The sequence below is a fragment of the Paenibacillus sp. BIHB 4019 genome (assembly GCF_002741035.1).
Classification (GTDB): Bacteria; Bacillota; Bacilli; order Paenibacillales; family Paenibacillaceae; genus Pristimantibacillus.
In genome coordinates this window covers 2,433,238-2,457,551 of record NZ_CP016808.1, presented here as the reverse complement: position 1 = coordinate 2,457,551, position 24,314 = coordinate 2,433,238, and the positions used below count along the sequence as shown (strand labels likewise).

General features: G+C 50.3%; 18 protein-coding genes. 5 read left to right on the top strand and 13 right to left on the bottom strand.

Annotated elements, in window-relative coordinates:
- Positions 1 to 13: 13 nt before the first annotated feature.
- Complete coding sequence (locus BBD42_RS10460; protein WP_099518117.1) at positions 14 to 685, bottom strand: pectate lyase; 672 nt, start codon at positions 683 to 685, stop codon at positions 14 to 16.
- Positions 686 to 968: 283 nt separating this feature from the next.
- Between BBD42_RS10460 and BBD42_RS10455 the strand changes: the two genes are divergently transcribed.
- Positions 969 to 1,790 (top strand): formate/nitrite transporter family protein, encoded by an 822-nt coding sequence (locus BBD42_RS10455; RefSeq protein WP_099518116.1) that lies wholly within the window; start codon positions 969 to 971, stop codon positions 1,788 to 1,790.
- 64 nt (positions 1,791 to 1,854) lie between these two features.
- A complete protein-coding gene (locus tag BBD42_RS10450; RefSeq protein ID WP_099518115.1) occupies positions 1,855 to 2,778 on the top strand; it encodes an L-lactate dehydrogenase in 924 nt (307 codons plus the stop codon).
- An 80-nt stretch (positions 2,779 to 2,858) separates the two neighbouring features.
- Here the strand turns inward: BBD42_RS10450 and BBD42_RS10445 are convergent, their stop codons facing one another.
- From BBD42_RS10445 to ggt, 6 genes are all read right to left on the bottom strand, one after another.
- Entirely contained in the window at positions 2,859 to 4,364 is a 1,506-nt protein-coding gene (locus BBD42_RS10445; protein ID WP_099518114.1) for a hypothetical protein, read from the bottom strand.
- 63 nt (positions 4,365 to 4,427) lie between these two features.
- Entirely contained in the window at positions 4,428 to 5,192 is a 765-nt protein-coding gene (locus tag BBD42_RS10440) for a hypothetical protein (RefSeq protein ID WP_099518113.1), read from the bottom strand.
- A 240-nt stretch (positions 5,193 to 5,432) separates the two neighbouring features.
- Positions 5,433 to 7,475, bottom strand: a complete 2,043-nt coding sequence (locus BBD42_RS10435; RefSeq protein ID WP_099518112.1) for a CotH kinase family protein — start codon at positions 7,473 to 7,475, stop codon at positions 5,433 to 5,435.
- A gap of 236 nt (positions 7,476 to 7,711) precedes the next feature.
- A complete protein-coding gene (locus BBD42_RS10430; protein ID WP_099518111.1) occupies positions 7,712 to 8,590 on the bottom strand; it encodes a fumarylacetoacetate hydrolase family protein in 879 nt (292 codons plus the stop codon).
- Positions 8,591 to 9,865 (bottom strand): amidase, encoded by a 1,275-nt coding sequence (locus tag BBD42_RS10425; RefSeq protein WP_237163441.1) that lies wholly within the window; start codon positions 9,863 to 9,865, stop codon positions 8,591 to 8,593. It lies immediately after the preceding gene.
- A gap of 70 nt (positions 9,866 to 9,935) precedes the next feature.
- Complete coding sequence (ggt, locus tag BBD42_RS10420; RefSeq protein WP_099518110.1) at positions 9,936 to 11,516, bottom strand: gamma-glutamyltransferase; 1,581 nt, start codon at positions 11,514 to 11,516, stop codon at positions 9,936 to 9,938.
- A 227-nt stretch (positions 11,517 to 11,743) separates the two neighbouring features.
- Between ggt and chrS the strand changes: the two genes are divergently transcribed.
- Genes chrS through chrA form a run of 3 tightly spaced genes read left to right on the top strand, consistent with a single transcriptional unit; the run spans position 11,744 to position 13,405 of the window.
- On the top strand, positions 11,744 to 12,226 hold the full coding sequence (gene chrS / locus BBD42_RS10415; protein WP_099518109.1) for a chromate efflux transcriptional regulator ChrS: 483 nt from the start codon (positions 11,744 to 11,746) through the stop codon (positions 12,224 to 12,226).
- Between the two features lie 3 nt (positions 12,227 to 12,229).
- Complete coding sequence (gene chrB / locus BBD42_RS10410; protein WP_099518108.1) at positions 12,230 to 12,850, top strand: chromate efflux transporter ChrB; 621 nt, start codon at positions 12,230 to 12,232, stop codon at positions 12,848 to 12,850.
- Between the two features lie 12 nt (positions 12,851 to 12,862).
- Positions 12,863 to 13,405, top strand: a complete 543-nt coding sequence (gene chrA / locus BBD42_RS10405; protein WP_099518107.1) for a chromate efflux transporter ChrA — start codon at positions 12,863 to 12,865, stop codon at positions 13,403 to 13,405.
- A 106-nt stretch (positions 13,406 to 13,511) separates the two neighbouring features.
- Here the strand turns inward: chrA and BBD42_RS10400 are convergent, their stop codons facing one another.
- The 6 genes from BBD42_RS10400 to BBD42_RS10375 all read right to left on the bottom strand — a co-directional run bounded on the left by BBD42_RS10400 (position 13,512) and on the right by BBD42_RS10375 (position 24,189).
- A complete protein-coding gene (locus tag BBD42_RS10400; protein ID WP_099518106.1) occupies positions 13,512 to 14,039 on the bottom strand; it encodes a phage tail protein in 528 nt (175 codons plus the stop codon).
- A 25-nt stretch (positions 14,040 to 14,064) separates the two neighbouring features.
- Positions 14,065 to 14,568 carry a phage tail protein gene (locus BBD42_RS10395; RefSeq protein ID WP_099518105.1) on the bottom strand — a complete coding sequence of 168 codons (504 nt, stop codon included), beginning with the start codon at positions 14,566 to 14,568 and terminating at the stop codon, positions 14,065 to 14,067.
- 42 nt (positions 14,569 to 14,610) lie between these two features.
- Complete coding sequence (locus tag BBD42_RS10390) at positions 14,611 to 15,135, bottom strand: phage tail protein (protein ID WP_099518104.1); 525 nt, start codon at positions 15,133 to 15,135, stop codon at positions 14,611 to 14,613.
- A 48-nt stretch (positions 15,136 to 15,183) separates the two neighbouring features.
- Positions 15,184 to 20,310 (bottom strand): Ig-like domain-containing protein, encoded by a 5,127-nt coding sequence (locus BBD42_RS10385; protein WP_172455447.1) that lies wholly within the window; start codon positions 20,308 to 20,310, stop codon positions 15,184 to 15,186.
- A 232-nt stretch (positions 20,311 to 20,542) separates the two neighbouring features.
- Positions 20,543 to 23,719, bottom strand: a complete 3,177-nt coding sequence (locus BBD42_RS10380) for an MMPL family transporter (protein ID WP_099518102.1) — start codon at positions 23,717 to 23,719, stop codon at positions 20,543 to 20,545.
- A complete protein-coding gene (locus BBD42_RS10375; RefSeq protein WP_099518101.1) occupies positions 23,716 to 24,189 on the bottom strand; it encodes a MarR family winged helix-turn-helix transcriptional regulator in 474 nt (157 codons plus the stop codon). The genes BBD42_RS10380 and BBD42_RS10375 overlap by 4 nt, the downstream gene beginning before the upstream one ends.
- Positions 24,190 to 24,314 lie beyond the last annotated feature (125 nt).

Genomic DNA, 24,314 nt, shown 5'->3' with positions numbered 1-24,314 from the left:
TCGGAAGGATCGCCTAATAAGCCGTGTTTCCGGATTGGCTGGTTTTGCCGGATGCAAAACCTTTGAACAGCGTCGGCACGCCAGAATAGCGCGTATTTGTTATTTTGCCCGTTGTGGAGCTGCTGTCTGTTCGCAAAATGGAATCCTTCACCTTGGAAATATCGCTATTTGAAACATTCATGGATACCGCATAAGAGGTGCCGCCATTTTGACGAACGAGCTTGCCGATGTCATTGGCCTTGAAATTTTTAATATTGATCGTGCCGGATGCATTCATTTGAAACACTTTGTCATAGGCTTTATATGCGCCGCCTCCTGTAATATTAACGGTACCGGAAGACTTTAGAGTCAAAGCGTCCTCGCCTACATCCTGCCAAGTCACATTCTCAATATTGCAGCTGCCATAGCAGTGAACGCCGTCGGCAGCAGGAGCGCCGATAATGACATTTTTCAGCGTTGCGCCCGCTTCCAGACGGAATACCGGCTTCTGGTTCTCAGCCTGGCTGCCATCCCCTAACGTACTCGGGTTCGCGACAAAAACTTTGCCTTTGCCGTCGTAGGTCGTATTTTTAGAAACAATAATGGTAACGCTTACAACTTCTGCCGCCGATACAGGGGCAGGCTGCACACCAGAAATTGCAATAATAAGGGCCAAAGATAATAGAGCACCAATCCATTTTTTCATCGAATAAACTCTCCTTTATTCCATTTAATTTGGTTGTGGTGAAGCCTCATTCTTTAATGCCGCTATATTTATGCAAATAGATGTGCACCTCCGTTTGCATCTACAAGAAGAATACCTAATTTTTGCCATTACAGGAATAATCATTAGCTCAGTAGTTGTCCACTCCGCCGGGAATCCCTTATTCTGTAACAATTTTCGCCTTTACCTGTGAGGAATGTCACAATCGACTGTGTCCCTCCTGTGTTATTCTAACCTCAGTAAGCAGCAAGAGGAGTGAATGCTCATGGAAACTGAACCGCTACGCAAGGTCGAGCAACTCGCACATAAGAAGCATATGATTTTTCAACAAAGCCGCATCCGGTATATTTCCAGGTCCATGCTCGCCAGCATGTTCATCGGCTTTGGCGTTATAGTCGCCTTTAAGACGGGTAACTTTTTTTACGCCGAGCATTCTCCGCTCGCTTATCCGATGGCCGCGCTAACGTTCGGAGCTGCGATTATTCTCATCGCATACGGCGGCGGCGACTTGTTTACCGGCAATACGTTTTATTATTCGTTTACCGCGCTTCGGCGCAAGCTCAAATGGACCGACGCCATCAAAATGTGGCTGACCAGCTACGCGGGCAACCTGCTTGGCGCAGCCGTGTTCGCCCTGCTCATTATGACAACCGGACTGTTCGACAGCGAGAAGGTCAATACGTTCCTGCTCAGTGTCGTCGAAGCGAAAATGCATACGTCGTCGATGGAGCTTTTTTTCCGGGCGATTTTATGTAACTGGCTAGTCTGTCTCGCCTTTTTCATTCCGATGGGCATGAAGCATGACGGGGCAAAAATGTTTTCCATGATGCTGTTCGTCTTCTGCTTCTTTATTTCGGGCTACGAGCATAGCATTGCCAACATGTGCACCTTCGCTATTGCACTAGTCGTCGACCATCCAGACACGATTACTTACGGCGGCGTCATTCACAATCTTGTGCCTGTCACACTGGGCAATCTGATTGGCGGCGGCGTATTAATGGGATATATGTATTATTTCGTGAACAAGCCTTATTTCGACAAAGAGGATCACGCGCAAGAGCAAGAACAGAAGGAATTGCAGGAGTAATTCAGAAGTAATGGCAAAAGCAAAACTAGAAGTAACTACATCACTAGACAGGGAGAGATCGGATATGAAAAAATCAAGAATTGTTGTCATTGGCGCTGGGGCTGTAGGCTCAACAACCGCTTATACGCTGCTGCTTCGCAATCGCATGGATGAGCTGGTGCTTATCGATGCCAATGAGAAGAAAGCGATCGGCGATGCGCTCGACATGAACCACGGCATGCCGTTCCTTGGCGGCACGAAGGTATGGGCAGGCACTTACGAGGACTGCAAAGGCGCAGACATTATTATTATTACGGCTGGTGTCGCGCAGCGTCCGGGCGAAGAGCGCATACAGCTGCTGAAGCGCAACGTGGCGATTTTTGACCAAATTATTGATGAGGTCTTGAAATACAACGATGATGGCATTCTGCTTATTGCCTCGAACCCCGTGGACGTCATGAGCTACTTCTCCCTGCGAAAATCGCGTTGGCCTGTTAACCGCGTCATCGGTTCAGGCACGCTGCTCGACAGCGCACGCTTCCGCTATCTGATTGGCGAAGAGCTGAACATTGATCCGCGCAGCGTCCACGCGCCGATTATCGGAGAGCATGGCGATTCCGAGCTGCCGGTATGGAGCCTGTCGAACGTTGCGGGTACGGAGCTCGGACTGAACGACGAACAGAAAGAACGGATTTTCACTGGCACACGCGATGCCGCTTACCAAATTATTGAAGCAAAAGGCGCGACGTATTACGCCATCGCTCTGGCACTCGACCGCATCTGTACCGCGATTCTGCAAGATGAAGGCGCCGTGCTGAACGTGTCGACCCTGCTCGACAACTACCTCGGCGTATCCGATGTATACATCGGCGTTCCATGCGTCGTTGACCGCAGCGGTATCCGCAACGTTCTGGAGCTGACGCTGTCCGACGAAGAAACGGCGCTGTTCCAGAAGTCGGCGAACAAGCTGAAAGGCTTGATTGAGTCGATTCGGGATGAGATGGAATAGAACAGAATAAGAAATACAGAACAGTCTGCCGCTTAATAGCGGCAGACTGTTCTGTATTTCAATGGTTTTTATTCATTCATTTATCTATGCGCGATCCGATCCAATTGTTTTGAAATCCCCTCTACGTATAGTGTATCGATATCGTCATTCATTTTTTCAATCATTTTCAAGTATTGCCGATATTGCTCGTTAAGCTCTCTCATTCGCCGCTTGCTCCGAAGCATGCACAAGCCTTGAAAAAACCAGTCGCGTTTCTTCCACTTCACCGGTTCAATCCGAAACAACTGATGTTTGTCCAAATACTCCTTCTGTATGCCGGATTGGGCATACGTCCGCAGCCTGTCTTCCATTTCCAGCTTAATCTCCTCCAGCCTAATTGCGAGCAGCTCGTAATCCGGGTTTGGGCGATACGCTCTGGCACTTAGAAGATGCCGCTTGGCAGATTGCGCTGCCAGCAGTATCTGCTGTCTGTTCGCATATCTGCGTTTCAGCAACACAACCACCTTTCTTGCAATGAAATAACGCTGCCGTCTATTCCGATTTACATATAGACTAAACTTATCCCATAACCCCAGTTGTGGGTATTGAGCAATAAATGTAATCGCTGCAAACCTTTCGCTGCCCTCTTGACCGGAAAGCCGCTTATCGTCAAGCTGCTGCTCCACCTCCGTAAAATAGGCATGTAAATGATGGAAATACCGCTCCAGCTCCTGCTCGGCATATACGCCTCTACCCTTCGCCCAACTAAGAAACGTATAAATAATGACATCAACTATTATAAATGTAGCAAAAACGCTATTGATCTCGTTCATAATCTTAAATGAAGACTGAATCGTAAAAGCCAAAAAAGCAATTGTGTATACGACTATGCGCAAGTAACTGTAACTGAAAATGGTGTTTAACCACAGAAACTTTCGTACAATTCGATGGCCGCCAATTTTTAAAAACAGTGGACTGTATACGAACTGTGTCATTATTTTAATGCAATAAGCAAATAAGATAACGAAAAACGTAATCGATTGATAACCCAAAATATCTGACGCTTTCAGCTTAGCCGAATCCACCAGAAATGCAGAGGCATTAAATTCGAGAGCGAAAAAGGAAAATAGCAGCTCCATCGACCGTTGAAACATTATAGAAATTGCTGGAATCACACTGTAAAGCCCTATAACTAAAAGCACGGAGACTAGCAGCAAAATCGTACTATTCATGCTGATAATTAATATGTAATAAATAAAATGAATCGCGTAAGTCAATATATTAATAACAATTTTATGTACTGGTGCCCACCAAATAATCAATTTCTTATATGATTCGACGTGGTCTTCGGCCCATTTGGATAGCGTGGCCAGTATATACCAAAAACCAATTAACCAAATGACAAGCCCAGCTATACTTCGGAACATATGCCAAATTCCAAGCAGCCGTTTCCCCGTCCCCAATTCTTTATTAAACATCTGATTTATGAAGTCCGCATACACTTCCTGAATGCCAAACAACTGCTTCATAATTGGAATGCAGGATAATACGAGCAAGATGAACACGAGTATCGGCACTATTTTTTTTATGCTCCCATTCCATTTCATACGCGAGCCCCCTTTATAGAAATATCGCGACGCCGTCGTTCTCTCCTCAATTTCATTGTTCGTCTACGGCAAAAAGCTCCTGCGTTCCTTCACCATCCGAATTTCTAAATAACTGCCGATAAACCAAGCAACAGAGCCTGCGGCAACCCAAACAATAATAGACCAGACCGAAAACGAGCAAATAACGAGCCAGAAAGCAAATACTATTTCGGATAAGAGGATAGCAAAGGCGTTGCCATGCTCGCGCAGATGCCTGTAAGATTCAATATATTCGCTCAAATGACGACTGCCCTGCCATTCATCGCTGGTCTCTTTCTCTTTCCCTTTTCCTGTCACCTTCCTTTCTCTTTCGGAACGCAAACGGCTTAACTCCACATAGAAATAATAGAGCTTGCTCAAAGCTTTAAACTTTCGCATTCCCGGATAAATAATCAGCCGTACTGCATGCAAAATCAAAATCAACATACTGGCGATATACATGTAGAGAAAGCCAAAAACAGCAATAATAATTGCGGCCAGCACCGTCAAACCGTCCGTTTTCAAGCGAATTTCCCCTGATCCCGTTAATGCCTCAGCCTTTTGCAACTCCACTTTATTGCCTCCGATGGTCAAATCAAGCTCACTAATGTCTATGTCCCTCGTTGTTTCAAACAAGAGGCTGTAAAAGTAGCTAAGATCGGGCTTGCTATCATCGTTGTGTGCTTTGGGAAAATAAGCCCGATTCATTTCGTTCTGATAATTCATAGCTAGAATAAATAAAATCAGTGCGCCAAATATAGTTCCTGCCAAATACCGAATCAGATAAAACTCCCAAAATCGATTTCCCATCGCCTATTATCCTCTTTCTGCCTGAAGCTGGTTTCTACAAACAAATTTATTCATGAGCGCGCGTTAAACATGGAAATTCTACATTTTATACCATAAACCCTTTTTATTATAGTGCAAAAGGACGATTTTCCGGCAGTATTTTGTCTATTACTGTCGGACTGATTTTCTATAAAAACCCTCTGCAAGCAAAAAAAACGATACCTCTTTTTTAGAGATATCGTTTTGTATAGCTATTTTACGCTAAGCTTTGCTCGTAATCTTCACCGTCGCAGTTGCTGCATCCCAAGCTGCATCCATATCCAGCCCTTCGGAAATGAATCTCACCGGCACGAGCGTCCTGCCGTTCACCACTGAGGCGGGAACATCCAGCGTCACCGCTGTTCCATTGACGTAAGCCGTCGTGCTGCCAATTGTGAGCGTAACCGTGCGGTCGTCCTTGACCGCAGTAATTTTTTTCGTTGCTGCATCCCATTTCACTTCAGCGCCAAAGGCTTCGAAGATGCCGCGAAGGGGAACGAGCACCCGCCCCGATTGATTAACCGGCTCCTGTTTGTCGAAGCTCACCTTGCTGCCATTTAAAAGGACGGAAATAGCTCCCGCTGCTGTAACTGGAGCCGTTGTCGACGGCAGTGGCGTTACGGCCAGCCCCAGCTGCTCTTGCAGGCTAGCCAGCCTGTTGAGCGCAAAAGTCATCAGCGACCCCGCTGCCATCGAGCCCATTCCTTGACCTCCTTGCCCTTGGCCTGCTCCTTGACCGGGACCCTGTCCAGCAGCAGCTTGTCCAGTTGCTGTACCATTGCCTGCGGCAGCATCAGTCGCAGTCGCATTACTAGCGCTTCCTGTGGCGGTTCCGGCATTGTCCGGTCTCGCTCCTGCTGTGCCATCCGGCATCGTCGGAGGTGTCATACCGGCATCATCAGGGGGCGTCATGCCTTCCATTGCTCCACCGCCTTGCATGCCGCCAGCTGCATCGCCTGTAGCAGAATAAGCTACATTAGATTCAAACTGCTCTACCGTATAAAATTTAGTCGGATCAGCTGTTACGCTTGGCCGAATAATATCAGCCAGCTCGGTAATGCGATCCTCGATTCCGCCAAGATAGTCCACCAGCTCATTTACATAAGTCAAATATTTGGCCTTATACTCCGGCACTTCCAGCAAGTTCCCTATCATTGGCACGCTGTCCATGCTGATGCCCATGACCGGCACATCAACCAAGGCGGTTGTCGCATTTGTATTGGTAGCTGCCGTCGTTGTGGATGTCGTTGTTGCTGTGGATGTCGTAGTTGTGGTCGCAGTTCCTGCTGCTGCCGCATTGCGACCGGCCCCGCCTCCGCCACCGGAATAGCCGTTAAACGACATATTGAAATCCCATGGCAGGACACTGAATTTCCCATCTGCATCGCCGTACAGCATATAGTTATGGCCCTTATCGCCATTATAGCTGTCGTAGTTGCCCAGTACAGCGTTGCCCGCAATGTATTTCAAGGCCGAGTCTACATCGAGTACGTCCTCGATATTCCCCTTCTCGCCAGCAGGCATGTCATTCAGCACGCTAATAAAATTTTTCAACGATGCCTTATCATCCTCTGTGCCGAGCTCATACGTCAGCGTCTCATAGTCGCCGTCTTCCTCATATTGCAGATAGCTTTTCTCGTCCGTATCGTAGAGCACGCCATCGTTGTAATCTTCACCATAATTTCTTTCCATATAGCTGTCATCAATAGCTTCAACACCTACATAGAAGCCATACAATTCACCATTGATATACAGGTTCGTAAACACTGTCAGCGGGGCATCCAGCCCGATCGAGCGCAAAGCTTCGTAATGCAAATATTCACGTAAAAAAGAAGGATCTGCGTAGCTGTTGTTCAGCACCATTTTATCCAGTCCGAGCAATGTTTGTTCTTTATTGTATTTGTCGAATTTCAAGCGAAAGCTGTAACGGTCGGAATCCGTCATGCTGGCTACGGCCTTCAAAGTCAAATTGCCTTTGGTCGAAAATCCTACGTTGCTCAGCACATTGCCGTCAACGTCTACCGTCACCTTTTTATAATCCTTGTCTAGCGGGCTTGCGAGTATGCTTTCCCAATCGTCATCGGCAATCGTCACGTTCACATTAATGATTTTGTCCCCTTCGAATAGAGACTCATACTTCTGCGCTATTCCCGCCTCAGCGGCATAAACCGTTGCTTTGCTGCCGATTGCTCCAAAACCCGATACGGCAATCGTTAACGACAGAGCCGTAACCGCAACCTTCTTCCACATCTTTTTTAAATTCATAGTTTGGATGACTCCTCCTTCAAACCAGATTTTAATTCCAGTCTTAAGGCTAAAGTATGAAGATTAAGTAAATCTTAGGTGAAATTGAAGGTTTGCTGAAAGTTGCTGATAGGCGGTGAAAAAGGCAGGGGGAGCGGCGGCTGTACGCAAAAAAACTCAAGCAGCCGCTCTGCTTGAGTTCTTAGGAATACCGAGGCCTCTTCAGCTCAGGCCGGGTCGAACCGCACTAGGCTGGCTCAATTGAGCGGCGCACTCGCTTTAACCGGATGCTTCAGCGGCTCAAAGCCGGGAATTCGCGCCTCGATGATGTCGCCATCCCGAAGGACGACCGCGCCAGGCGTCCCTGTCAAAATGACATCGCCGGGAAGCAGCGTCATCACCTGCGAATGAAAGGCGACGAGGTACGCCGGCTGATAAATCATATTAGCCAGCACATTGCGATGGGCAAGCTCGCCATTATGCCAAGTTTCCACCTCCAGCTGGGACAAATCCGCAATTTCATCGCTTGTAATCAGCTCAGAGCCGAATCCAAAAAAGGTATCAAAGCTTTTGGCCCGCGTCAGGAAACGCTGATGCTTGGCATGAATATCCGCAGCCGTTACATCGACGGATACGGCAAAACCCGCGACGCAGTCCAGCGCCTCGGCTTCGGTTATGTTTTTGCAAGTACGTCCAATAATGAGCGCCAGCTCAGCCTCCGCTGTCACATGCTCCGTCTGGTGGGCAGGCAGCTCAATCGCCCTATTTGGGCCAATAAGCGACGTATCCGGCTTCATAAAGCTGACCGGGTCGGCTTCAGCGAATAACTTTTCACGCTCAGCCGTTTCTTTTACATAGTTCATGCCGATACCCCAAATTTTTCGGGGATGGCGATATAAGGGCGCAGGCATTATCGCTTCTTTGGGTACAGACTCCATCGCTCCAAGCTTTTCACGACCGACCGTGCTATACCATGCCGTCAACGCATCCAACTGCCCTTCTTGCAGCAAATCAAACAAATGGATGGGCCAATCTGTTTGCTCCAACTGATTAATCGTTTGGAGCAGCACATAACGATCGTCCATGTTAATGCACGCTTGCGCAATACCCTCGTAATGGATCGTCACCAGCTTCATCTATGTCGCTACCTCCCCTTCGTTTCCGCTGCTTGACCTCCAGCTTCTTCCCCATAAATTCGCATGCTGATCCAGCCATCGCAGCAGCTTCAAATCCTGCCCTGCCCCCGCAATAATGGATAAGCCAATGGGCGCACCAGCAACCTCGCCAACCGGGAGCGTCACCTGCGGCAAGCCCGACAAACCGGCGATACAGCAAAGCTGCATCGTTAAGGCGCGCTGCATGTCAGCCGCCTCTCCGCTAATGTCGCGATCCGGTGCCGTACCCGGAATAGTGGGGATGAAGAGCAAGCTATCCGTACCGAGCAGCTCATGCAGCTTGGCACGAATGCTGCTCCGCTCCTCTACCTTTTCCTCGCTATTTCCGCTCTGCAAGGTGCTCGCCCAGCGAAATCGCTGCGCTATACCCGGACCAAAAGCAGGCTGCTCGCGCGTAATCCAATCGCCATGCGACTGCCAAATTTCCAGCCCTTGAATGGTGCGGAATGCTTCCAGCCACTGCTCCAGTCCTTCAGGAGCTAGTGTCAGCCGCTCGGTTCTTGCCATAGCTGGCTCCAGTTCAGCAACGAGCTTTCTCAGTTGGACTGCACTGGCAGATTCGGCCTTGCTCCATGCGTCTTCTGCAATCAGTAAACGGCTGAACGGCGTTACTTCCGCAGACGTTGAACTAGTTGAACGGCCTTCCATTCCAGCTGCTGCCCTATCAGCGAGCAGCAGCTCGCCAACCTTTAGCAGCAGCACACTGTCTCGCGCCATCCAGCCTACCGTATCAAAGCTCGGTGCCAGAGGAATGACGCCATCCATCGCAACTGCGCCATGCGTCGGCCTAAAACCATATACGCCGCAGTAGGCAGAGGGCACCCGAACCGAACCGCCCGTATCCGTCCCGAGCGCAAAATCCACCGCCTCCGCTGCAACCGCCACGGCGGAACCACTGGACGAGCCGCCCGGTATGCGGTCTGGCGCAGCTGGATTAATCGGCGTGCCGTAATGGGCGTTCTGCCCATTAATGCTGTACATCAGCTCATCGGTATGCGTTGCGCCGGTCAGCGTCGCTCCGGCGGCAAGCAGCCGTTCAATTGATGAAGCGGTATGGTCGGCTGCTTCATGCGTGCGCAGCCAGTCGGGGTTGCCGGCGCTGCTGACATGCCCTTTTATTGCAAATACATCCTTAACCGCAAAACGGAGGCCGTCTAGAATACCCGTATGAGTTGCTGGAATTGTGAGCTCCGGCTTTATAAAAGCATGAAATGTATCATTTATGTTATGCTGCATGATTGCTGCCTCTCCTATTCTGCCGCTGCTCTAGTGATACGGCCCATTACTGTACCATTAACTAACTAGCCTACCAGCCAATAGCTGCGCCATCGCTGCGCGGGTCAACTCCGCCGCTAAGGATGCCCTCCGGACTAATCGTAATCGCATGGGCATGGCCCATAATGCCATCGAACGCCTTCATGCGGCGAACATCATGCCCCGCCTTCTCAAGCTGCGCAATAACCTCTTCTGCCAGACGGCTCTCTACTTTCAGTTCCTGTGTTTGCGCCCCCCATGTGCGGCCCCATACCCAGCGCGGCTCATTCACCGCCTGCTGCGGATTCATGCCAAAATCAATCATCCGCGTAAGGATCGCCACCTGTGTCTGCGGCTGTCCTTCGCCGCCCTGCGTACCAAACAGATGGCTGGGCTTGCCATTCAGGCACGCCATGGCTGGCATCAGCGTATGGAAAGTCCGCTTGCGCGGCTCCAAACGGTTCACGTGCTGGGGCTCCAGCGAGAAGAAGGACCCTCTATTTTGCAGCAAAATGCCCGTATCCCCCGCTACTACACCTGAGCCAAACTCAAAATACAAGCTCTGAATGAAGGATACCGCGTTGCCCTCCTCATCCACGACCGCCGCATAGGCCGTATCATTGCCGACAGGCTTCGTATCGATGGAGCAGGCCTCATCCAGCTTAATAGAAGCTGCAAGCTCCGCCGCATAGGCAGAACTCAGCAAGCGTTCGAGCGGAATTTCCGCAAAAGCAGGGTCCGTCAAAAATAAATTGCGGTCGCGGAAGCCGAGCTTAAGCGCCTCAATCATAAGGTGATAATACGTGTATGAGCCATGCCCGTAACTTTTCAGATCATAGTTCTCCAGCATTTGCAGCGCCATCAGCGCCACAAACCCTTGCGAGTTCGGCGGCACCTGGTACACGTCATGCCCACGGTAAGTACCTTTAAGCGGCGCAACCCATTCGCCCGCATGCTCGGCAAAATCTTCCTTGGTCAGCAGCCCGCCGCTGCTCTGCAAATAAGAAGCGATCCGTTCCGCAATATCGCCTTTATAGAAAGCATCGCGCCCCTGCTCCGCGATAGCGCGAAGGCTCGCTGCGAGATCGCGCTGCACAAAGCGCTCCCCCGTCTGAACGACGCGCCCTTGCGGCAGGTATACCGCCGCTGTAGCTGGAAATTGTGCCAGCATGTCCGCATGCTGCACCGTATTTTCATATTGATCCGGCGACATCGGAAATCCATTCTCCGCATAACCAATGGCAATACGGAGCACCTGTGCAAAAGGCAGACGCCCATATTGGCTATGCACGGCATGCCAGCCGTCCACCATGCCCGGAACTGTAATAGCGCTGCGCGGTCCGCGTACCGGAATCGCAGCTTCCCCAGCATAAGCCTCGCGCGTTGCAAAACTGCCGGATCGCCCGCTAGCATTATAGGCGCTCACCTGCTGTTCCTTATGTTCGTATGTGAGCCAAAACGAGTCTCCGCCCAGTCCCGTCATATGCGGATAGACGACAGCTAGGCAAGCGCTGACCGCAATTGCAGCATCAAAGGCGTTGCCGCCTTGCTCTAGTATTCGCGCCCCTGCTGCCGAAGCCAGATGATGGGGACTTACAACCATGGCCTTCGTGCCGGTTATCGGCTTGTTCATGCTATTTCACCCTTTATAAGTCAAGTTATCTGACATGGTCTATTGAGTATTAAAGTAACATGGCAGCTCGGCTAGTGGCAACTATAAAATTCTTTTTGCCGACGATTGACAAATTTCATATTGATAAGGAATGAATTTGGTTATATATTTATTCATATCGTAATCGAATCGAACTTATCACATACGTTTTGACATTTTCGCTCAACGGAGCAAAAGGAGCTTTTCATATGCAATCCAAAATCCCGCCCTCTCAGGCGGACCACGTCATTGACGATATTGATCGTAAAATTATCGCTGCCTTGCACATTAACGGAAGGATATCTTACACCGACTTAGCCAAGGATATCGGTTTATCCCGCGTTGCTGTGCAAGCCAGAATCAACACCCTGCTGGAGCAAGGCGTTATTGAGCGCTTCACAGCCGTCATCAATCCGGAGAAAATTGGCGTGACGGTATCGGCTTTTTTCAATGTCGAGGTGGAGCCCAAATTTCTGCATGAAGTAGCAGATCGCTTGTCGGAGGAGCTCGTCGTCACCAGCCTGTATCACATGACAGGCCCCAGCAAGCTGCATATGCATGGCCTGTTCACCAGCAACCAGGAAATGGAGCTATTTTTGAAAGAAAAGCTGTACCCGCTGCCCGGCATCATGAGCGTTGATTGCCAGGTTTTAATCAATCGTTACAAAAGTAGAATGGGAATGAGGCTGTAAAAAATGGAGACGACAACAAGCACCAAGGCATATGGACAGCTTTCCTGGGCGATGTTTAAAACGGGGATTTTCGGCTTTGGGGGCGGCCCCTCCGTTATTCCTCTAATCCGGCATGAGGCGGTTACGCGCTATGATTGGATTAATGATGAGGAGTTTGGCGAAATTTTGGCGCTGGCCAATGCTTTGCCCGGACCGATTGCAACCAAAATGGCCGCTTATCTCGGCTACCGGCTGCAAGGCTGGCTGGGCGCGCTCGCTGCCGTACTTGCTCATATTTTGCCTTCGGCTATCGCGATGATCGCCTTGCTGTCCGCTGTACAAATTCTTAGCGGCTCCGCTGTTGTGCAGGGAATGATTGCTGCGGTTATTCCCGTTATCGCAGTCATGCTTGGCGTTATGGCGTATGAGTTCGGCAACCGTGCGGTGAAGGGACTAGGCTGGGTGGCTGGCCTCATCAGCTGTGCGCTTGCTTTTCTGCTGCTTCAGGTCGTGAATATTCAAGATGCGGTCGTTATTGCCGCGTTCCTTCTCTATGGGACAATGCATTTCAAGGCTGCCGCCTGGGTGAAGAAGAGGAGAAACAATCGGCGGGATAAAGGCAACAATACGAGCGCGAGCGCATAAGGAGCAGACACTATGGATTGGTTGGATTTAATTATAGGGTTTTTTCTGGCAAATATTTTAGGCTATGGCGGCGGGCCTGCTTCCATTCCGCTTATGTATCATGAAATCGTCGACCGCTACCATTGGTCAACTGATGCTGAATTTTCAAACATACTCGCGCTTGGCAATGCCCTTCCGGGGCCGATTGCTACCAAAATTGCCGCGTTTGTCGGATACGATGTATACGGCATTCCGGGCATGGCGATCGCGCTTGCAGCAACGATTGTTCCTTCGGCTGTGGCGCTGATTTTTCTGCTTAAGCTGCTGCAAAAGCATCGCCAATCTCCCATCGTCAAAGGCATGACGCTGCTCGTTCAGCCCGTTGTCGCCATTATGATGCTGCTGCTCACTTGGCAAATGACAAACACGGCCGTGCAATCCGCCGGCCTCTGGCAGACACTCGCCATTGCCGCTGTCGCCTACTGGGCGATGGAGCGCAAGAAAATCCATCCGGCTATCGTCATCTGCGTCGCCTTCGCTTATGGCGGCATCGTGCTTTCGCAGACAATGGTTTAAGGGAGGCAGTTGCCTCCCTTAAGCCATTTATAATAAAAAGAAGCGGTCCGCACATTCGCCAACGCGTTTGTGCAGGGCCGCTACTTTTTTATGCTATTCTACGCTGCTATTGCGCTTTAACGGGATACATGCCATCTTCTAGGCAAATAATATAATTGATCGCCAAGTATGGCTGCATATTATTGTGTGCTTGAGACCCTCCGCTTGCAGTTACAGCGTTCACATTCATGCTGGAATTCGGCTGTTCTTCATTATACACATTAACTGTAGTCCCCCGCGGTGTAGTAGCCCAAATATTATCGGATGCGTCCGTCGCATTTCCTCCTGTCTGGGCGTTCAACTGATGTGTATGATTAGGCATTTCAAAGGTGTTAATCGTTTCTGTAATGCTGCCGCCCTTTTCATAGCACTGCCATGGAGTTAGACCTACTCCGCTGCCTTGATGGATCGGCACAAGGCCCCGCAAATCAGGCAACGTAAAATACGTTAAATAGTCTGTGCCAAACGCATCTCCTATTATCGAGTATAATGGTTGATTGTACGAAATCGAAACCTGCTGTCCATGACAAAAGGCCCATCCCTGAGGAGCATAGTTTCCTGTAAACAAGCGAATTTCTCCGATAAAAGCGTCCATGTCAAGCCTCGCTTTCTGATTATAATTAATTTTTCGGTGGATAAGTACCTGATAGTGCAATGCAAAAATTTGCGACCGCGTAGGGTTGCATATTAGAGTGGGCCTGTCCCGCGCCCGTTATCCCGATTGCTTGAGGCGACATGTACCTGTTCGCCGTGCTGCTGTAAGCCCTTGCGCTGCTTTCGCCCCATATATTGGAGGCAGCCGCGCCTTTTGTACTTGCGGCTGAACTGGCATACATCGTATGCGTGTGCTGGGGAATTTCATTTATCGTCAAGGCATGCGTTTCTGTCCCACCGTTCGAATATACGGGGAATACTCCGTCTGTTGTTGGATTTAAAACAGCCCTTCCCTGCAAATTTGGCAGTTGGAAAGTGGTTTTGCCATCCCCACCGAATTTATTGCTAATAATCGAGAATAAAGCTTGGTTCTCACTCACTTTAAGTGTTTGTCCATTGCATTGGGCCCATCCTGCGGGAGCGAAGTCGATTGCAAACAAACGTATTTCACCAAGAAACCATTCTTCCATAAATGTCTTCCTCCTCTTGATTAGCTATTGTCTTACCTATGCTTAATACTGCCTCGTCGGATAGGTGCCTCGCGTACAAATAATATAAGTTAGTGCCATGGAAGGCATTATATTGTTATGTGCCAGATTGCCACCTTCCGTGGACAAAGCATTTTGTTTCATCGCGGCGTTAGGAGCTGTTGTTCCTGCAGAATATTGCTTGACCGTGCTCGCCGCCCAAAAATGGCCTGTCGGCGACGTCTCATCGCCCGCAGACTGCTGGGCTGCCGCCAGATGCGTATGGGCCGGCAGTTGTGCCTGCGTCAACTGAACCGTCTCTACGCCACCTTTATCTTTCAGAGAAAAATTGCTGCCCGTTGAGCTGGTCCCCATATGGATAGGAACTCTGCCCCGATAATCCGGTAGGGCGAACGTCGTTCGCCCGTCCCCACCGTAGGTTGCCCCGAGAAGGCTGAACAACGCCTCATGATTCGACACCTTCAGCACTTGCCCATTGCATAGTTCCCAGCCCTCTGGCGCGTACGTGCCGACAAATAGCCTGACTTCGCCTAAATATGAATCTGACATTTTAATTTCCTCCTCGGATTATTTGTTCTGTGCCGATTGTTTAGCAGCCTACCCGTTGATTAAATCAGCCTGCAGCAGCAATCTGCGAATGAGTGCAGCAGCCTCCGCACGGGTAATGTCGTCCTGCGGATGCACTTGTCCGGCATTCCCCGTCACAATTTGAAGCTCAACCGTAGCGGCCATAGCGTCTTTTGCCCAACTGCTGATTTCATTCTGGTCCGTGAAGTTGGACAGCTTATCCAAAGATCCCGAAGTGCTCAGCTTCGTGTAAGCTACAGCTCTTGCGATAATTGCAATTGCTTCCTCGCGGGTAATTGTCTTAAGGGCGCCAAATGTGCCGTCCGCATAACCGGTAATAAGACCATAAGCCGCTGCCGTTTCCGCATAACCGGCATACCAGCTTCCGGCTTGTACATCAGAAAACTTACTTTGCCCTTGCAAAGCCGCTGGACGCAAGCCTAAACCACGTACGATAATCGCCGCAAACTCAGCACGGGTAATCGAAGCATCCGGAGAAAAGGCCGTCTCGCTAGTCCCTTGTACAACCATACGGGAAGCCAGGTCATTCACCTCATCGCGGCTCCAATGCTGCGCCACGTCCTGCATTTCACGAGGATGCCAAATGACTGAATACGTGCTGTTTGTCAAGCTGTTGATTACTGCATAATACTTCCCGTTTAGCATCGTAATATTGGTCGGCACATGATAGAGCTGTCCATCGGAGTGCAGCACAACTCCTGTCGTAATACGATTCGCATTGGTGCCCTCCGGCATTGGAATCATCATTTGCACATATCCGTTGAACGTGGAGACATTTATCTGCTTCCCGCCGTACGAAGCTGTAATATGGAATTCCAGCGGCGATGCTGCAATCTCCATGCCTTGTCCCGATGCTGCGGCGTATACTTGATCCGACTCCGATTTTGCCGATTTTGCTATTGTAATGCTGAAAATAATATCCTTTAAGCTGTTCTGCGCTCCTAGCTCCTTGGCAATCGCATCAACAGGGATAAGCGATGCCGGGAATGCATAGGAGGCCGAGGCGGTTTGAATTTCAAGCGTCGCCGTTTTATCCGTCATCACCTTGAGCAATTGACCATTCAGCAAGCTGCTCACGCTATCTGCCGCTTCTGGATACGGAATCGTTACTTCGCGGTTGGATTCGGACTCCAGCTTTTGAATAATTTTGTCGTTGTCGAGCGTAACTGTCGCATAGCGCAGCTGATTGTTGGTGGACGTCTGTACCGTAGCCGTCTGCTCCTGCTTCACTCCGTCTACGTAGACCGAAATTCCACTTCCTGCTGCCCCTGTACCTGGCTGACTGGTAGTGCCCGTAGAAGGTGTTGAGCCTGAGCCCTGCTGGGCGCGGGTTACCTTCACCAGATAAGTACGGCTCGGCTTTGTTGAGTCAGCCGCCGTAACCGTGACCGAAATCTCATTGAGTCCGACATTTAACTCCACCGTAACCGGACTATCGGCTGATTGGCCGTTTATCGTTACCGTTGCAAGCGGATCAAAGGCATCAGCTGTAATCGTCGTTGCTTCAACTGTGTAGGCTACATTTTGCTCGTAGCTCAGCGTATCCTTGTGGAAAGCAGGCGACAAGCTGCCCGTGCTTGTCGAAAGCGACCCTAATTCGCTAATTCCATAAGGTGTGATATTTACGGTAATAACGGCTGGATCAGAATCCTCCTGTCCGTCCGAAGCTACATAGGTGAAGCTGTCTGCCCCTAGCTGACCCGGACTCGGCACATAAACAAACTCATCGCCGTTAATAATTGTCACGCTGGAGGACTTCGTACCCGTTGTGAGTATACGGTAGGTCAATGCATCTCCATCAACATCAGTCGCATGAAGCTTCTGAGTCAAAGAGGTGAGGCTTTCTACATTGTAGCTCGCATTCTCAGCTACCGGCCGGTCATTCACCGGCGTGACCGTCACTTGAACCGTAACCGGATCGGACTCATCCACCCCGTCAAAAGCCTTTATTGCAAAGCTGTCGTCACCGTTAAAATCCTGATTTGGCTTGTAGGTCAACTGATTTCCATTGCTAATAACCACATGGCCGTGCTCCGCCTGAGCATCGACTAGAAAGGTCAGCGTATCCAAATCCTCATCCGTACCTGACAACGTCAAGCTCAATACATCGTCCTCATCGACTTGCTGCGGAGCAATCGCCGCTGCAACCGGCTTGGTGTTCCCTACGGTCACCGTAAAGATGGATGTGCCTTCTGCCAGACTGCTGTCCAATACATGGATTGTAATGACAGCTGAGCCTTGCATTCCTTGAACTGGCTCCACGGTAACCGTGCGCTGCTTGCCGGTGCCCGCCAGTGTAATTCCGCTGAGCGGAACAAGAGCAGTATTGCTCGATTCGGCAGTTACTGCAAAATCGCTCGGCTCTGCATCAGGATCCGTAATGGTAAAGCTTAATGCCTCAGTAGCTGTATTTTTGCCTATGCTTTGATTAGAAATTGCACTTACTGTCGGGGTGTCATTCACCGACGTCACAATCAGGGCCGTCTGACTGTCTACTACTGGTGCAGCTATTCCATCCTCTACCGCCACCGTTAAAATAACGGTCTCCGTCGTTCCCGGGGCAACCCGGTTCGCCTCTGGTGCAAATACCAATTGGCGAATGGCTGTCGTCAGATCATCAGCCGTTCCGCTAGCCTCATATTGACTGCCGACCAGATTGAAGCCGGACGCTTGAAGGGAGGCGGCTGTAAATTCGCCTTTTGCCGCAGTATCCAGCGAAATAATGACTGTCAACGTCTGTCCAGGGTCCGCGTCCTCTATGGATACAGCAGTAAAGGGCTGCTTCGTCTCCGTATCCAACAGCTCAAATGGAGTGGCGTCAATTCCCGTCATTACAGGAGCATCGTTTACCGAATTGATGGTGACCGATATTGTGCTGACCACCGTGCCTCCGTTACCGTCGCTTACTTCAACTTTAAATACATCCTGACCATAATAATCGGCGTCCGGCGTATATTCCCACGCTCCGGTCGACGAATTAACCGTTGCGGTTCCATGGACACCCTGCTGCGATATAGAATAAGTCAGCGTGTCGCCATCCACATCGTTTGCCGATACTTGTCCAGTAACCGCTGTGTCCTCATCAGTCGTTACGGAATCATCCGCAGCTGTTGGCGGATCATTCACCGGCGTCACCGTTACGGTAATGGTGCTAGTCGCGGTGCCTCCGTTGCCGTCGCTAACCTCAATCTTGAATACGTCCTGTCCGTGATAATCCGCATTCGGGGCATATTCCCATTCCCCGGTCGCCGAATCGACCGTTGCCGTTCCATGAGCACCCTGCTGCGACACCGAATACGTCAACGTGTCGCCATCCGCATCTGTCGCCGTTACCTGGCCCGTCGTACTTGTATCCTCGTCGGTCGTTGCCGTATCGTCCGATGTTGTCGGAGCTACATTTACGTTCACAATCGTTACACTTATTGTGCTCGTCGCTGTACCGCCATTACCATCACTAACCTCAATTTTGAAAACGTCTTGACCATGATAGCCCTCATCCGGGTCATATTCCCATGCTCCGGTTGTCGGATCGACCGTTGCCGAACCATGAGCTGCCGGCTGCGAAATAGAGTAGGTCAGCGGATCGCCGTCTACATCGCTTGCCGTCACCTGGCCCGTCGTGCTCTCGTTTTTATTGGTTGTCGCGCTGTCGTCGCTCGTGACAGGCGGATCGTTCACCGGCGTCACGGTGACGGTAATGGTGCTGGTTGCGGTACCTCCATTGCCATCGTTAACCTCAATCTTGAATACGTCCTGTCCGTGATAATTCGTATTCGGAGTATATTCCCATTCCCCCGTTATCGCATCGACCGTAGCCGTCCCGTTCGTTGCCTGCTGCGACACCGAATATTCCAACACGTCGCCATCCGCATCTGTCGCCGTTACCTGACCCGTCGTACTTGTATCCTCATCGGTCGTTGCCGTATCGTCCGACGTTGTCGGAGCTACATTTACGTTCACGATCGTTACACTTATTGTGCTCGTTGCTATGCCGCCGTTGCCATCACTAACCTCGATCTCGAATTCATCTTGACCATAATAGCCTAGCATCGGGGTATATTCCCATGCTCCGGTTGCCGAATCGACATCTGCACCGCCATAATTCCCCTGCTTCGAAATGGAATAGGTCAGTGTATCACCGTCCGCATCGCTTGCAATCACCTGCCCAGTCGTCTTCTCATTTTTATTGGTTGTCGCAGTGTCGTTGCTCGTAACAGGCAAATCATTCACCGAGTTGACGGTAATCGTAACCGTGCTGGTCGCCGTCCCCCCTTTGCCGTCGCTAACCAAGACTTTAAATACGTCCTGACCGTGATAATTCGCATTCGGAGTATACTCCCATGCCCCGGTCGACGCATTCACCGTTGCCGTCCCGTTCGCTGCCTGCTGCGACAATGAATAAGTCAGCATGTCGCCATCGTTGTCGGAGCCAACAATGCTGCCAGTTGCGATTTCGTCCTCGTCTACCGATTCCGTATAGTCTGTCACGGTCGGAGCTTGATTCACAACAGCTTCTTCATAGACAATATACGGATCGGCATCAAACCGGTACCGATCAACGTTGGTTCCATTCAAGCTTTCTGTGCCCGTCAGAAAGAAAGTCAGCATCCCGTTTGAAGCATTATTGAAATAAGTCGTAACATCGAGAGAAAGCAGCTTCCCAGCCACAATTCCACTCGTCACACTATCTAATAGCTCGTACTTGCTGGGGGTATTAAGCACATCACTCATGCTAGGCCATCCGGTATGCGCGTTTTCCACACTAGTTGGAAGAGGTGTCGTCTTGTATGCCCATACTTTGGCAATAGGCGTTCCACGAACAGCCAGACCTTCATCCCCGCCACCAAGGTCATTGCCTACCTTAATTTGCAAGTAAACCTTGTAACCGGCAGGAGCGCTCGCCGTTTTGTTGAATCGCACAAAAGCGTGATACTCCCTCGTGCCTCCATCCTGTAGCCCAATGTAATAAGGAGCCCCGGTATATGCCCCGTAACTGAAATCATGTCCCGTTATTTGGGCAAGTGCCGGACCAGGCAAGGTGGCTGCATGCGCCGTTCCAGCTCCGATAAAGCTGCCGAATATAAAATGAATTGCGATTATGCCCGCTAATAAACCAATAAGCCCCTTCCTTCTCACGCTTTCCTCTCCTTTGCTCATCCATCTGTAATTCTATTCACCCTGATTATACCAATTTTCTCTGAACGCATTCTGAACCCGACCGCGCTCAACCGCTTCCACCCAACGGGGAAAAGCCCCCTTATCGAATGGATAAGAGGGCTTTTTCACAGTCTTTTTATTTTTCTGTAAACGCTTTGTAGTTGCCTCAATAAGGGTTGTTTGCCTCCATCAAAAGATCGCTAGCTCCCTGTCAGGAATGATGAGAAATGTCCTTGGACGCTGCATAACGAACCTCTTGCTCACTCTCATTCATAAACGGCCAGTAGTTGGCTTTGCCAAACATGCGCACCATGACTGGAATGAACAGCGGCAGCATAATGAGCGCGTACATGAACAATCCGCATAATACGAGTGTTGCGATTTGCAGCAAGGACATTACGCCTGAAGGCAGCATCGCCGCAAAGGTACCACCCAGAATAATCGCAGCCGACATAATGACGCCGCCCATGCTCTTCATCGCTTTCAAAATCGCCTGGGTCGGCGAAAGATCGCGATATTCCCGGAAACGGTCCATTAGGAAAATGCTATAGTCGATGCCCAGCGCAACCAGCATAACGAAACCGAAGAACGGAACTGCCCAGCTGATGCCCGAGTTGCCGAGCAAGCGAACGAAAATCACTTCTGTTATCGCCATTGACGTATAGAAGGTCAACAAAAGCGATGCCATCAAATAAAGCGGCATAACAATGGAACGGAACAACAAAATCAAAATAATCGTAATACCGACCAGCATCAGCATCATCGTACGAGAGTAGTCCTCATTCGAAATATTGTTCAAATCATGATTGGAGCTCGTCACTCCACCTACCGCATAATCAGCCTGTGCATAAGCTGTGCCTTGCAGCGCACGACCAACTGCGGCATTCAAATCTTCGATTTTCGCCATTGTCGCCATATCATACGGGTTGCCGCTAAAAATAACATCGAATTTAGCGCTCATCCGGTCTTCGGACATATAAACATCAAGAGCCTGCTGGAATTCCGGCTTCTCAATCGCTTCCTCTGGAATAAACCAGCCCGTCATCTGCTTGTTTGGCGAGGAGCCGAGCTCGCTCAAGTAGCTCTTCGCTGACCCAAGCCCGTCGCTAACCTGCGTGATGCCATCCACGCTTTGATCCAGTCCATCCGTCAGCTGGCTGAGCTGGCCGTTCAGATCGGCAAAGCCTGCTTGCAAATCGGATTGCCCGCTTGCCAGCTGGTCAGCGCCCTTCGTTATGTCAGGAACCTTCGTTACAATTTGGCCTTGGCCAGCCGCGGCTTGAGCAATACCCTGCTGAAGCTGGGAAATGCCTTGTGCCAGCTTCTCCAAGCCTTTCGCAAGCTCGCCTTGGCCCGCTGAAGCTTGGGAAAGTCCCCCGTTCGCCTGCTTCAGGCCATCTGTAATGCCGCCCAGCTGTCCATTCATTTGCGTCAATTGCTCACTGAGCACTGTCGCCGTCTGTTCCATCTGGGAAGCTGCGCCTAGCACCTGCGCATAATCAGCATCGGCTGCCAGCTCAGGATACTTCTGACCTAAGCCGCTGATGCCTTTGTGAAGATCAGCGAGCCCTCCTGCCAGCTGCTGCTGCCCAGCCGCAATGCCGCCGTAGGCTTGTGATAGCTGGCCTAAGCCTGCTTCCAGCTTTTCATAATTCGCCAACAGCTCTTTGCTGGCTGCTGCCAGTTGATCGGCGCTCGTTTTCGCCTGCTTCAAGCCCTCAGCAAGCTCACCTGCTCCAGCGGAGCCATCATTCAGCCCTTGCTGAATGCGTTTCAAGCCATCTCCAAGCTGTACAATGCCGCTTTTCAAATCCTTCGTTCCCGCAGCAAGCTTGCCTGCGCCTTCCGCAGCTTCATTAAGCTTTGGCTCATTTTCGCTCAGCTTGGCGCTCGCTTCAGCAAGCCCGCTGCTTATTTTCCCAAGGCCTTCCTCGCCTTTGTCGAGGCCGTCCTTCAGCGTGCCCACTTGATCAGATACCATGAGATCGTCAAGCTCTTCGCCTGTTGGACGAGTCGCACTGCGAACAAGCGCCACGCCTTCCACCTTCGAAAGCTCACGGGTAATTTGTTCAATGGTAGCCAGCCCATCCGTTGTATCCATCGGTACAGCTGTTTTCACCACAACCGTCGAAGGCAGTGATTCACCAGGCCCGAAGCTTTCCGAAATCAGGTTAAAAGCTTTCACCGAATCGTATTTGTCGCCAATTTCATCGAGCGAGTTAAAGGAAACATTGCCTTTGTACGCCACTAGAAAAGGAACCGTCAGAACGATAACGACAACGAGCGCCCAAAGCGGCTTGCGCAGCGAGAAGCTGCCAACCGCTCCCCAAAGCCCGCTCTCCTTATGCTCAAGCGAGCCTTTCGACGGCCAGAACAGCTTGGCGCCAAGCACCGACATAAAGAACGGCACAATCGTAAACAACGCAATCAGCAAAATCGCAATGCCGATCGCAACCGCAACCGCCGAGCGGTACAGCACGAAGGTCGAAAAACCGATAGAGGCAAAACCGACAAATACTGCAAGGCCAGAAAACAAGACCGTTTTGCCCGCTGTCTTATAGGCTGCCAAAATCGATTCCTGAATATCTCCGCCCCGATGCGCCAGCTCTTCCTTAAAGCGGCTGATCAGCAAAATGCAATAATCCGTACCGATCCCGAATAAGACAGCAACGAGGAAAATTTGCGTAAAATTCGAAAGCGGAAAATCAAAATATTCTACAAGAAAGGCAACGATGGATTGGGACAGCAAATAGGTAAAGCCCACCGTCAGCAAAGGTACAATCGGCGCCACGGCCGAACGAAATACGAGGAACAAAATAATCAAAATAAAGCCAACGGTTATAAACTCCGTCTTCTTCAGGCCCTCTTGCGCGCTGGATGCAACATCGTCACCGATAATCCAGCCGCCTGTATAGTAGTGCGTCAATGGGACATCCGCAACGGCGCCGTATAGTCCCTCTCTTATACCGGACAAATCGCCACTTGAGGTATCCACCTTCACAAGCACAAGCAGCGTCTTGCCATCCTCGGACAGCATTTGCTTCTTAAGCTCTTCCGTATCAAAATGCGTCGTAATCGACGTAATATGATATTGTTCCTTGCCAGCCTTCAGCTTCTCCACGCCTTGCTTGGCCGCAGCCAAGTCTGCATCGGACAAGCCCTCTGGATCATGGAACACAAGCACGGTCGAAGAGCCATTGCCCGCATCCTTGCCGCCAATCTCCTCAATCATTTTCTCGGCAATCGTGGAAGAATACCCTTGAGGGACAGATACTTGCCCTTTTTCACGAACGAGTCCTTCCATATTCGGCGCGCTCACCATTAATCCGACTGTGACAAGCAGCCATACGAGCATGAGTACCCATCTTAGCTTTATTACCGTCTTCATTGCTCGGTTTCCCCTCCTTCTATCCCATACGTGCCAGACATAACATTAGCCAGCTTCTCATAAGTAGTAATAAACTGCAGCGCTTCCTGCTCATCAAAATGCTGAATATGCATGGCCAGCATCTCTTGAATTTTCAATTCAGATTGATCGGTCAGCTGCTCACCCGCTGGCAAAAGCTTCAAATAGGTAACTCGCCTGTCCTTCGGGTCCTGCTGCCGTTCAATAAGCTGCTTATCGAATAAACGTGTCGTTAGTGCCGTAATGGAGCTTCGTCCTACACAAAACGTATCCGCAAGCTCGGAAGAGTTCGTCTTTCCCTGCGTACGCAAATAACGAAGCACCGAATATTGCTCGACCGTAAGCCCCTCCGGCATCGCCTCCCGGAACAAGCTATTTATCTGACGATTGACAGCTAAGTAGGTCGCTTCATAACGCGCAATAATGTCCAGCATCAGCTTTCGATCTAACATCCCGCTTCCTCCTTTCCATTTATGCTCTCTCTTTAAAAGATTCTACAATGAAATAGTTCACTGATAGAACTATATCAAGAATCGCCCGAAATCGTCAAGCGGCTTTTTCAAAAAAAGTATTGGCC

What these genes read in the sequence shown, in the direction of transcription:
- BBD42_RS10455 (WP_099518116.1), top strand. Translation starts at nt 969, where the DNA reads ATGGAAACTGAACCGCTACGCAAGGTCGAGCAACTCGCACATAAGAAG.
- ggt (WP_099518110.1), bottom strand. Translation starts at nt 11,516, where the DNA reads ATGAACAAGCCGATAACCGGCACGAAGGCCATGGTTGTAAGTCCCCAT.
- chrA (WP_099518107.1), top strand. Translation starts at nt 12,863, where the DNA reads ATGGATTGGTTGGATTTAATTATAGGGTTTTTTCTGGCAAATATTTTA.
- BBD42_RS10450 (WP_099518115.1), top strand. Translation starts at nt 1,855, where the DNA reads ATGAAAAAATCAAGAATTGTTGTCATTGGCGCTGGGGCTGTAGGCTCA.
- BBD42_RS10435 (WP_099518112.1), bottom strand. Translation starts at nt 7,475, where the DNA reads ATGAATTTAAAAAAGATGTGGAAGAAGGTTGCGGTTACGGCTCTGTCG.
- chrB (WP_099518108.1), top strand. Translation starts at nt 12,230, where the DNA reads ATGGAGACGACAACAAGCACCAAGGCATATGGACAGCTTTCCTGGGCG.
- BBD42_RS10400 (WP_099518106.1), bottom strand. Translation starts at nt 14,039, where the DNA reads ATGGACGCTTTTATCGGAGAAATTCGCTTGTTTACAGGAAACTATGCT.
- BBD42_RS10390 (WP_099518104.1), bottom strand. Translation starts at nt 15,135, where the DNA reads ATGTCAGATTCATATTTAGGCGAAGTCAGGCTATTTGTCGGCACGTAC.
- chrS (WP_099518109.1), top strand. Translation starts at nt 11,744, where the DNA reads ATGCAATCCAAAATCCCGCCCTCTCAGGCGGACCACGTCATTGACGAT.
- BBD42_RS10460 (WP_099518117.1), bottom strand. Translation starts at nt 685, where the DNA reads ATGAAAAAATGGATTGGTGCTCTATTATCTTTGGCCCTTATTATTGCA.
- BBD42_RS10380 (WP_099518102.1), bottom strand. Translation starts at nt 23,719, where the DNA reads ATGAAGACGGTAATAAAGCTAAGATGGGTACTCATGCTCGTATGGCTG.
- BBD42_RS10375 (WP_099518101.1), bottom strand. Translation starts at nt 24,189, where the DNA reads ATGTTAGATCGAAAGCTGATGCTGGACATTATTGCGCGTTATGAAGCG.
- BBD42_RS10425 (WP_237163441.1), bottom strand. Translation starts at nt 9,865, where the DNA reads ATGCAGCATAACATAAATGATACATTTCATGCTTTTATAAAGCCGGAG.
- BBD42_RS10395 (WP_099518105.1), bottom strand. Translation starts at nt 14,568, where the DNA reads ATGGAAGAATGGTTTCTTGGTGAAATACGTTTGTTTGCAATCGACTTC.
- BBD42_RS10430 (WP_099518111.1), bottom strand. Translation starts at nt 8,590, where the DNA reads ATGAAGCTGGTGACGATCCATTACGAGGGTATTGCGCAAGCGTGCATT.
- BBD42_RS10440 (WP_099518113.1), bottom strand. Translation starts at nt 5,192, where the DNA reads ATGGGAAATCGATTTTGGGAGTTTTATCTGATTCGGTATTTGGCAGGA.
- BBD42_RS10445 (WP_099518114.1), bottom strand. Translation starts at nt 4,364, where the DNA reads ATGAAATGGAATGGGAGCATAAAAAAAATAGTGCCGATACTCGTGTTC.